11 protein-coding genes are annotated in these 10,621 nt (G+C 35.7%); 2 read left to right on the top strand and 9 right to left on the bottom strand.

The window, feature by feature from the left end; genetic code table 11:
- Positions 1-195: 195 nt before the first annotated feature.
- The 4 genes from MSWAN_RS07725 to MSWAN_RS07740 all read right to left on the bottom strand — a co-directional run bounded on the left by MSWAN_RS07725 (position 196) and on the right by MSWAN_RS07740 (position 3,962).
- Positions 196-774, bottom strand: coding sequence for a class I SAM-dependent methyltransferase (locus MSWAN_RS07725; protein WP_013826069.1), 579 nt, complete (start codon positions 772-774; stop codon positions 196-198).
- A 253-nt stretch (positions 775-1,027) separates the two neighbouring features.
- Positions 1,028-2,314 (bottom strand): ABC transporter permease, encoded by a 1,287-nt coding sequence (locus MSWAN_RS07730; RefSeq protein WP_013826070.1) that lies wholly within the window; start codon positions 2,312-2,314, stop codon positions 1,028-1,030.
- A gap of 4 nt (positions 2,315-2,318) precedes the next feature.
- On the bottom strand, positions 2,319-3,260 hold the full coding sequence (locus tag MSWAN_RS07735; RefSeq protein ID WP_013826071.1) for an ABC transporter ATP-binding protein: 942 nt from the start codon (positions 3,258-3,260) through the stop codon (positions 2,319-2,321).
- 195 nt (positions 3,261-3,455) lie between these two features.
- Complete coding sequence (locus MSWAN_RS07740) at positions 3,456-3,962, bottom strand: PadR family transcriptional regulator (RefSeq protein ID WP_013826072.1); 507 nt, start codon at positions 3,960-3,962, stop codon at positions 3,456-3,458.
- A gap of 423 nt (positions 3,963-4,385) precedes the next feature.
- On the opposite strand from MSWAN_RS07740, the gene MSWAN_RS07745 reads away from it, so the two are divergent.
- The gene (locus MSWAN_RS07745) at positions 4,386-4,589 is read left to right on the top strand and encodes a hypothetical protein (RefSeq protein ID WP_013826073.1); all 204 of its coding nucleotides are present in this window, start codon (positions 4,386-4,388) and stop codon (positions 4,587-4,589) included.
- Between the two features lie 120 nt (positions 4,590-4,709).
- Here MSWAN_RS07745 and MSWAN_RS07750 read toward each other — a convergent pair whose 3' ends face one another.
- Together MSWAN_RS07750 and dph5 are read right to left on the bottom strand one after the other, a co-directional pair.
- Positions 4,710-5,651: a DNA adenine methylase gene (locus MSWAN_RS07750; RefSeq protein WP_013826074.1), complete on the bottom strand. Its 942-nt coding sequence runs from the start codon at positions 5,649-5,651 to the stop codon at positions 4,710-4,712.
- Between the two features lie 160 nt (positions 5,652-5,811).
- Positions 5,812-6,603, bottom strand: a complete 792-nt coding sequence (dph5, locus tag MSWAN_RS07755; RefSeq protein ID WP_013826075.1) for a diphthine synthase — start codon at positions 6,601-6,603, stop codon at positions 5,812-5,814.
- Positions 6,604-6,768: 165 nt separating this feature from the next.
- Here dph5 and MSWAN_RS07760 point away from each other — a divergent pair, with 165 nt between their 5' ends.
- Positions 6,769-7,791, top strand: a complete 1,023-nt coding sequence (locus MSWAN_RS07760; RefSeq protein WP_013826076.1) for a class I SAM-dependent methyltransferase — start codon at positions 6,769-6,771, stop codon at positions 7,789-7,791.
- Between the two features lie 47 nt (positions 7,792-7,838).
- Here MSWAN_RS07760 and mtnA read toward each other — a convergent pair whose 3' ends face one another.
- The 3 genes from mtnA to MSWAN_RS07775 all read right to left on the bottom strand — a co-directional run bounded on the left by mtnA (position 7,839) and on the right by MSWAN_RS07775 (position 10,528).
- Positions 7,839-8,783: an S-methyl-5-thioribose-1-phosphate isomerase gene (gene mtnA / locus MSWAN_RS07765; protein ID WP_013826077.1), complete on the bottom strand. Its 945-nt coding sequence runs from the start codon at positions 8,781-8,783 to the stop codon at positions 7,839-7,841.
- A gap of 266 nt (positions 8,784-9,049) precedes the next feature.
- Positions 9,050-9,901 (bottom strand): radical SAM protein, encoded by an 852-nt coding sequence (locus MSWAN_RS07770; protein ID WP_013826078.1) that lies wholly within the window; start codon positions 9,899-9,901, stop codon positions 9,050-9,052.
- A 69-nt stretch (positions 9,902-9,970) separates the two neighbouring features.
- Complete coding sequence (locus MSWAN_RS07775; protein ID WP_013826079.1) at positions 9,971-10,528, bottom strand: methanogenesis marker 17 protein; 558 nt, start codon at positions 10,526-10,528, stop codon at positions 9,971-9,973.
- Positions 10,529-10,621: the final 93 nt, after the last annotated feature.

Here is a 10,621-nt window from a genome sequence, read left to right on the forward strand (position 1 = left end):
TTTTAAATTTTTAAGTATTTATTTTTTTAAAAAATATTGAAATTTCTAAAAATTAATCTTTAAAAACTGTTAAAATATCTAAAAATTCGTTTTTAGTAAAAAAAACTGTTATAAAGTTCTAAAAAAGAAATAAAAAGAGCATTCTATTAAAAAATAGCAACTGATGTTTTAATTGTTAGATATTTAATTCCTTGTTTAATCCTTTTTAATTGAAGAAACCAGATAATGGTACGGACTCACATCAGCAGTTTCCAGTACCTCAAACCCATATTGATTCAATATACTTTCCACATCTGATGGGCTAATCCTCACCTCAAAGGGCGGACCTCTAACTGATTCTATTTTTTTAAATTCAACCAGGGCAAATATGCCTTCAGGTTTTATAACCCTTCGAATCTCATTCATTACCTCTTCAACTTCATCTTCTGCAACAAAGCCGTGCATAACATTGGCCATAACACCAACATCAATAGAGTTATCTTTTAAAGGTAATTTTTGGGTTAAATCTGCAACCTTTGCCTCAATATTGGTTATTCCTTTATCCTGAACTTGTTTTTTCACTTTGTCTATGGATTCTTCATAGACGTCCAGAGCATGAACCTTACCTTCTTTTCCAACAATAGAAGATGCTACTATTGAGATGTAACCGTCACCGCAGCCTGCATCCAGGAATGTATCTCCAACTTTTAAACCAGTTTTTTCAAGCACTGTTTCAGCACTTAGAACATCCTTACTAGATTTACCGTGATGCTTGTGTCCTTGTTTATCAGACATATTTTATCGCCTCTTCAAATTAATGAATACATTGAAATTTTTAAATTGGTATGATTATGTTTAAATAAATATGTTTAACTCTCTTTTTTACGTTTAATAGTTTATCTTAATATTACTATTAATAAAAAGTTTAATAAAAAAAAGAAAATAGCTGAAAAGCTATTTTCAGCCCACAATATTTGCCATAGATTCCTGTTTTAATTCCTGTTTTAGTGCGTTCTGTTTATGCGGTCCAAAAACATTTTATTAATATTCAACCTTCCGGCCTCATTCTTGTTCTGGAGAATAAGAAAACTCCTATGACAAACAAAATCACTGTAAGTATGAGGCTCATCAGAACATCAAATGATATTGCGTTCCATCCCCCTCCATAGGTTAAAGTAGCACGTAAGGCGTTTAGAGTATTTGTCCATGGAATAAAATCATATACCTGAATTGTGTGGCCCATGAAGGTTCCTATAACTGCTTGTGGGAGCTGAAAGAATGCACCGACAGCGAAACTCATCGGCACCACAATAAGGGTTCCAAGGCTGGATGCCTGCTTTGCATCCCTTGCAAATGCAGCTATAATCATTCCTAGAGATATTGATGATACTCCACCAATCACACCAACAATTACAGCAAGGATTAACGATATGATTCCTCCCTGCCAGTGGAATCCCATTGCTATAGCCACAACGAAGAGTATTATTACTTGTGCTGCTGCAACAAATGACCATGGAATGACTCCGCCAAATAAGAAGTCAAATGATGTCATTTTAGACATTTTAAGTCTTCTAAGTGTTCCACTTTCCACTTCTTTTGTGAGTATTGCAGCAACACTGGTTGCAAGAAGTAGTATTGCAAACACTATCATTCCTGGAGCAATAAAGTCAAAGCTTGTGAATGATTCTGTTCCAGGGATTCCTTCCACCTTACTTTGTATGTATTTTTGAGGTTCAGCACCATGAGTTCCCTTGATACTATTCTGGACATTTGTGACAAGCTGGTCCTGGTACCCACTTAAAACACCTACAAGTATGCCTTGAGTTGTTCCAAAGCCCATGTAACCTGTGTCACCACGGATTATCAAAGTTGAAGTGCTTGTATTTGATGAATTCTGCCCTGTGGTTGTAGTTAATACGCTTGATCCTGAAGTAACTGATTGAGCTGTGATTGTTATCAACGAAGATGCCGATTTTGAGAAGTTCGCAGGGATTATAAGTTCTGCATCTGCATCTCTCTGTTTTACCATTTGATTTGCAGTGGATTCATTGGTTTCCGTAATGTTAAACATATGCACATCACTGCTTTGATATTTAACATCTCCCAAAAGCGTTGTAAGGTTGTCTCCAAAGTTCACTTGCTCACCAGAGAGAGTAGTTCCCTGGTCGTAGTTTACAACTGCAAGGTTGTGTGGCTCATTTGATTCCCCCATATTTCCAAATGCAAATCCAAAAACAAGCATAAACATCATCGGAAATAGCAGGATAAAAAAGAGACTTCTTCTGTCCCTTATTATTTCCTTTAAATCTTTTACTGCTATACTCATGAACTTCATCTTTTCACTCCCTCAGTCCTGACCCTGTCAGCTCTATGAAAACATCTTCAAGTGTGTTCTGGCGCAGGGCAAGATCTTCTATTCTAGCCCCAACCGCCTCAACGTTTTCCATTACTCTTGGGAGCTTACTTACTGCATCCAGCGCCCGCAGGTTGATCCTTCCATCAAGTTCAACCACGGATATGATGTCTTCAAGTTCTTTAAGAGTTTTTATAACGTCCTCATTTTTTTTAGGGTCTGAAAGTTTCATTTCAACCACGTCACCTTCACCAACCTCTTTTTTGAGATTTTCAGGTGTTTCAAGGCGTAACAATTTGCCGTGATCAATTATTGCAACTCTATCGCTCAGCCTGTCTGCTTCATCCATGAGATGCGTGGTTAAAATTACAGTTTTACCCTCCTCATCCCTTAATGAACGTATATAATTCCATAAAACCCTTCGTGACTGTGGATCCAATCCCTCAGATGGTTCATCAAGAACCACAATTTCAGGTCCATGTATAACTGCCAGAGCCAGATTCAACCGACGTTTCATACCTCCAGAAAGCTTTGAAGCTACAACATTTGCTTTATCTGTGAGAAAAAGTTTTTCAAGTAGTGCATCTATGCGTGACTTTAAAATGTCACCGGGCACCTTGTACATATCCCCCATAAGTTTCAGGTTTTCTCTGCACGTTAAGTTTTCCCAGAAAACTAGGTCCTGTGGACAGATTCCAATTGTTTCCTTATCTATCTCATGAACATCCTTTCCGTTTATTGTTATTTGTCCGCTTGTTGGGCGCAGCAATCCCACCATCATATTAATGGATGTTGTCTTTCCTGCACCGTTGGGTCCAAGAAACCCGAAAACTTCTCCTCTTTTTATTTGAAGATCAAGACCATCAACGGCCACAAAATCCCCATATTCTTTTTGAAGATTCATGGCTTCTATAATAAAATCATCCATATCTTACCACCTATTCAAATTTAAGATTATTTGATTTAATGAATTATTAATCTAACTGCATATTAACGTTTGTAAACTTAATTTTCGATTTTTTATTTTTTAATTTAGGTTATAATGCGGAATTGGGCGTATAAAAGTTGCAAACCTCAGCAAACCTCATTAATGTGAACAAATGTTTTTATACTATGTTCAATTTCATTCCATTAATTTTTCATAAAACTCAAGTGAATTTTCCAATTCTTTAATACCATATTCAAGGACTGTAAATGAAATAGGCTGCATGTTAATACCATAAATTTCCTTCTTTTTTAAAGCTTCATGGTACATCTCTAATTTAGCTTCATACACAGGTTTAACTACTTTTATACGGCTTTCCTTAGGTATTAAATCAAAAAACACAGCCTGTACTTTGAATCCAAAGTCATCAATTTCTGGCGTTAAAGGAGTAGCTACCATCTCAAACAACTGATTCTTCCCATTCTCAGTAATATGATATACCTTTTTATTCACTTTTTCACCAAGAATCTCTTTTCCCTCGACAAAGCCATTTTTTTCCAGTTTTGCCAGCGTAGAATATAGTACGTTGTTATTCAACTTGAAATATGGATTTCCAAAGTACTCTTTTAAATTTTTTTTAAGCAGATATCCATGACTTGGCTGGAGGTAGATCATGCCTAAAATCATGAGGTCTGTATTTGCCATTCTTTCACCTGAGATTTTTTTATGTTATTCATTACTTATGTTAAATTTAACATATGTTACTTTTAACATATTATTTTCTGCCATTTATATTTTTCTAAAATTAACCCAACTAATTTAGGAGAAAAAAAATGATATTCTATTGTTTACACTTACCAAACAGTCTTTTTTCATGATATATGTCATTAATTTACCCATTTTCGTTAAATATGTCTGATACTGAGATTATAATATACATAAGGAACCACTGTGTATTTACAAAAAGATCTGGAAGTCAACTAGAAAAATACAGTTTTATATCAGCTTTTGTTTAATAACAAAATCGGTTGCTCACGATACACTCAAGATCAGGACTTGCCTTATTAAAACTGAAATTATTTCATGGATAATATGTATATATTAAACAAATGCAGTTCAGGTGGTAAGATGATAGAAAAGATTGAAATCAGTATGATAAACGGGGCAGTGCATAACTTTAAAAAGGGCGAATTTGGAGTTGAAAACATAGAAATCAATGAAATGAGGGGAGTTATTGAGATAAACTACGGTTATAAGGAGGGTGGGATAAAACATGTAATTTTACCCGTTCAAAACGTGGAAAAGTGCGAATATATTGAGAAAAAATCATGAACAGACAAACCTCCAAAAGATTGAAAACAGGAATATGGATATATTTTGTGAACTGAATTTTATATAAAAAAGTCCTGAACTACATAAAAACAGTAACAGGAATCATTAATGCGGGAATCATTAATGAGAATAATTTCTGACAACTAACTCATTAATATCTCCCCTTTTAGATGCATCGCTATTAATATTCCGTTTTGCAGGCAGCCGTTCAACATTGTAATGTCTATAAAGATTATCAAAGAATTCATCCTTAGGATCTTCATTTTTAGGGTCTGAATTGCTGAGCATTAAATAGGCACCTTTAATATCCATCTGTTCAAAGAAATCTGCCAGTTTTATCTGGTCAAGATCCGTGAAACCGCCCTTAGAATATTCTGTGAAATTTGAAGTTCTGTTTAAGGGCCTGTAGGGCGGATCCAAATAAACAAAGCTTTCCTTTTCTATAAATTTCTGGGATTGTGTGAAATCTCCGCAGAAAATCTCCGTGTTTTTCAAAGCTTTGTTAACCCAGATTATGTTCTCTTCATCACATATTTTGGGGTTTTTATAGCGCCCAAAAGGCACGTTGAATCCACCATCTTTGTTCTGACGGAAAAGACCATTGAAACATGTTTTATTCAGGAATATTAAATAACTGGCACGTTTTATCCAGTCTTCACCGTAGTTTTCATAGTCAAAATCATTCATCTGCACGTTGTAATTGTTTCGTATTGTGTAAAAGTTCTCTTTACGGGCTTCTTCTGATTTTTTAAGATGAAATTCTTCCATTTCTTTTAATTCATCGATTAAGTCTTTAGGATCATGTTTAACAACTTTGTAAGCTAGTATCAATTCCCTGTTGATATCAAACAAGAATGATTCTTTAACATTGTAATGTTTCTTTAAAAAGAAGAACATGGCCCCGCCACCTACAAACGGTTCAACGTATCGTTCAATAGTGATACCATTCTTTATATGGAATGGTAATAGATTATAAAACTTTGGAAGCAGCTGTTTTTTCCCACCAGCCCATTTCAAAAATGGTTTTGCATTTATAAATGTTTTTTGTGAGTCTAATTCCATTTCAACCGCCTATAGATCAATATATAAGATTTTTTCTGCAAGGTTTCATTTTTTTTATTTAAAAATTTAACTGCATTTAAACCCATATAAATTTAAACAAGCCATTATAATCATCTTAATTAAATAAAACAATCTTAATCGTCTTAACTAATGAAACCAATCATAGATCATTCTCAAGAATCTCCTGAGGCGCTCCGCCCAACACAACAAGGGCCTCAGCCTCCATGAAATGGAGATCAGATGGTATGATAAGGCAGTGCAGTGGGCCGCCAAAGTCTTCATGCAGAAGGTTTTTTATTTTATCAGCCCTAACTACTGGTTTTTGGGCACCTGCACGGGCTATTACAACTGCAATGCTATCCTCTGACAAAATATTTTCATTTCTTTCATCTTCAACTTTCATAAGATATTCTAAACCTTGATTTGCAGTCATATAACGATCCTCATGAGCTCTTATATCTAAAAGTACCAGAGTGTGGAGTTTTGATTCCATGTTGGCTTTTATTGCAAGGTAAGGTGAATGTGGAAAGTAATTTTCCTCCGGAAACGGGATTGTGGTAACTTTACCGAACTTGTATGCCTGTAAACCTATTATCCCTGGAGCTGCAGATAGTATGGATGAAGAATGAATAACAGTTGTTTCTATTCCCATTTTTCTGGCTTCAATGAGGAGATCCGAGTGGGTAGTGGCTATTAAAGTGTCCCCTGCACTCAAAAATGCCACATTTTTAGTTTCAGCTTCTTTCAATGGAATGTTTTCTTCTTCAACTTCTTCCCTTGTAAGAATCGTTATTTTCACACTCAGCATGTCCTCAAGGGCAGAAATGCTAGTTCCAAAAAGTCGCGCTGTATAAAATTCAGCATAGATTGCATCTGCCTCTTTAAGAGCTTCTGCTCCTTTAATTGATACATCCTTCTCATCGTAAAGTCCAAGACCAATAAAATAAAGCATTAAATCACCCACATTCCTTTTTTGAATTGATAAATTTTATAATCTTTTATATTCAAATTTAGATTATATATGTAGTTGTATATCTAATCTTAAACTAAGTTTCATAAAGTTTGTGTTGTACATTCAAACTGTATTTAATAAAAAAATCACTTTAAGAGGAATCTCATGATTGGCTTAAAAGTACCAAAGAACATGGCAGATACGATCCGCAGGATCCTACTAAAAAACTCACTTATAAATCTTGAGATGAAAATAAGGCGTTCTGGTGACTTCGTTTTTATACCCATTACAGAAAAACTTGATGATAAAAATTTGAAAGAACTTGGATTATCCGATGTTGAAATTGTAGAAACTGAGTTTGAAATGCAGAAAAAAGCCCCTAAAAGTCTTAAAGGTTATCTCAAAGGAAAAATTGAAGAGGAAAAAATCGATGAGATAAAAAAATCCTTCGATATAATTGGCGACATTGTGATACTTGAAATCCCTGAGGATCTTGAGGATGAAAAGTATTTAATTGGTGAAGCTGCACTTAAATTCACAAGAAGAAAAGCAGTTTACCGTAAAAGCAGTGCTATAAAGGGAATTATACGAACAAGAGAACTTGAACATCTTGCAGGAGTTGATGTTTCCCAAACAGTGCACAAGGAATTCGGATGCAAGTTCATGCTCGATGTTAAAAATGTTTATTTCAGCCCCCGACTTGCCACAGAACGTAGAAGAATAGTTGATCAGGTCAAAGATGGTGAAACCATAATAGACATGTTTGCAGGGGTGGGTCCGTTCTCTGTGGCAATTGCAATGAAACATGAAGTTGATATTTACGCCGTAGACATTAATCCCTCGGCTTATTACTACACAAAAAAGAATATAGAGCTTAACAAGGTTCAGGGAAAAATAAAACCAATTCTTGGCGATGTTTCAGAGGTTTTAAATGATCTAAACATTGAAGCAGACCGTATAATAATGAACCTCCCCGGAACTGCATGGCATTTTCTTCATAATGCAATAAACTCCCTGAAATCTGGTGGAATTTTACATTACTATGAATTTGCATCAGAATATGAAAAGCCAATTGAAAGAATAATAGAAACTGCATATCCACGTAAGGTTGAGATTTTAAATCAGAGAAAAGTTAAATCAAAGAGTCCTGGTGTCTGGCACATGGGGATAGATGCTCAGATTTATTAGAAGGTTAAATTTAAAATTTTTTAAAATAATATGAAAAAAATAAAGATCTAAAACGGCTCTAAAATTCCCTCTTCAGTTATTATGCCAGCTATAAGGTCAGATGGCACGATATCAAAGGCAGGATTCTCAACCTCAGTTCCTTCAGGTGCAATACGGCATTTTCCAAAGTGTAAAACTTCATCAGGGTCGCGTTCTTCAATTTTAACATCATAAATACTGTTTTCCTCATCAAATGTGCTTTTAGGGGCTGCAACATAAAAAGGAACACCAAATCGTTTTGCTGCAAGTGCCACCATGAGAGAACCTATCTTGTTGGCTACCCCTCCCTTTGCAACGCGGTCTGCACCGATTACAATCTTTTGAACCATTCCTTTCTGCATCATGTGCCCTGCTGCACTGTCAACAATGAGTTTAACCGGAATTTTTTCCTGCTGCATCTCAAAAACACTGAGCCTTGCCCCCTGGCCAAGGGGTCTTGTTTCATCACATATCACGTTGATCTTCTTGCCTTCATCTCTTGCAGCCCTTATTACACCAAGTGCTGTTCCGTAATCCACACAAGCCAGAGCTCCTGCATTGCAGTGGGTGAGCACAGTATCACCGTCATCAATAACTGCTGCTCCATTTTTTCCTATGGCTCTGTTGGTTTCAACGTCTTCATCGTACATTTTCAGGGCTTCATCAAGTGCAGAACCTGAACCAGTTTCTTTTGCCTGTAAAACTCTGTCTACTGCCCAGAACAGATTCACTGCCGTGGGTCTGGCACTTTTTATTTCATCTGCAGCTTTTTCCATCTTTTCTCCTGCAAGTTCAGCCAGCGCCATTCCAAATGCAGCAGCCACACCAATTGCTGGGGCACCTCGAACCTTCATAGTTTTTATAGCATCAATTACATCCATATAAGTTTTGCATTGCATGTAAACAACTTCATCTGGTAGTTTGGTCTGGTCTAAAAGATGGAGTTCATTATCCTTCCAGTACATAGTCTTCATTTTACCACTCTTAACTTAATTTGGCTAATTTTGTAATTATAAAGTTTTTAATAAAGTTTTTATAATATTTTCATATGGAAATTCTTCGTGACGGATTCATGAATAAAATAAAATTCATGAATTAAAATTAAATTTTTTTGTTAGTATTGTCCAAAATCATTAAAATCTTAATTGAATCATATTAAGCCTTCTATCTAAAAAATCATTAAAATCAGAGTTATTTAAGATAATTTAAAAAAAGGGATTGGTAGAGGTTTAGAACCTCCTTAGAAATGGCTTGCAGGTGTCATGTCGAGGTGTTTATCCTCTTTTCCAGGTACACCATAAGCATCTGCCCTGCACTGTGTGCACGCCCTGAAAACTGGTATTATCTCTTCCACAGCATCTCTGACTTCACTGAGCTCTGCACAACCGGGTCTTGGTGTGTCCTTGAATTTATAAAGCGGTATAAGTGGAATTATATTCATGAGGGATGCTCCCTGCTCTTTTACCTTTTTAGCTATTTCGATTATGTGCTTGTCGTTGACTCCGGGTATAAGGACGCTGTTAACCTTTACAATAATGCCTTTCTCAGCTATCATTTTTATTCCTTCAAGCTGGTTTTTGGAAAGTATTTTAAATGCTTCCTCTCCTTCGTAGAGTTTGCCATTGTAGAAAACATTTGAATATATCTGTTTTCCTATTTCAGGATCTACAGCATTCACTGTGACTGTTACACTGTTTATGTGGATTTCAGCGAGTTCATCGGCCTTTTCAGGCAGTAAAAGTCCGTTGGTGCTTATGCATTTTATGAGTTCTGGGAATTTCTTGTCCATTTCCCTGAAAAAATCAAATGTTGCCGGGTTAAAGAGTGCATCTCCTGGGCCTGCAACTCCCACAACAGCTATTGGCATTTCCTTTGTAACCTTTTCAACGTGCTTTACAGCATCTTCAACTGTCATGACCCTTGATGCCACTCCTGGCCTCATTTCACATTTGTTAAGTTCCCTTGTGCAGAAACCGCACTGTATGTTACATTTTGGAGCTATAGGAACATGTATCCTTCCAACTTTGTCGTGCATTTTTTCATTAAAGCAGGGGTGCACCTTTGTAAGGTGGGCAAATTTTGATTCATTCATTTCGTTTCCTCCACATAAATTACGTGCCGGATAAAACCTTAAATATTTTTTAAAGTTTTTATAAATGGTTTATTTATTTTTAACTTCTTCTATGATCTTGTCGGTTTTTTCAAGCCATTCATCCTTAATTATTTCATCAGAACACGTCATTGCGATTATATCATCTTCTGATTTATGTTTTATAACCCTGAACCCTTCAGGAATAATTCTGAACATCGCATCATATATCTTTTTCTTCATATCTTCCTGGGGGTCATGTACAACCAGTTTATTGAGATCAACTTTAGGATCATCGATTATAACTTCATACCTGCTGGGTTGATGTATTTTATTTCGTCCTTCAAGCTCCCACAGCTTTTTAAGTAACTCAGGCAGATAAGTTTCATCTTTAATTCTTATAAATACTTCGTTCGCTTGTTTATCATATTCGTATTCTGCAAGGTCTTCAAGCATAATTGGAGACGCTGCTTTCTCAAATTTTATAACTATGATAAATAATGGCTCTCTGGGGTCCACGAATACCCTCAAATCGTTTATAGAACGAATTACTTGGACATCTTGGAGTATTTGTCTAACGATCATATCGTAAACCTTTTCCCCTTCCTTGTCGTAGCATTCTACCTTCATCTGTTAACTCCTATCAATTTGTAACTCATATTAACCCTTATCAATAGTTTGACTTTATCGATACAATTTAACCTTTATTAATATGCAAACTCT

The organism is Methanobacterium paludis, assembly GCF_000214725.1.
GTDB classification, from domain to species: Archaea; Methanobacteriota; Methanobacteria; order Methanobacteriales; family Methanobacteriaceae; genus Methanobacterium_C; species Methanobacterium_C paludis.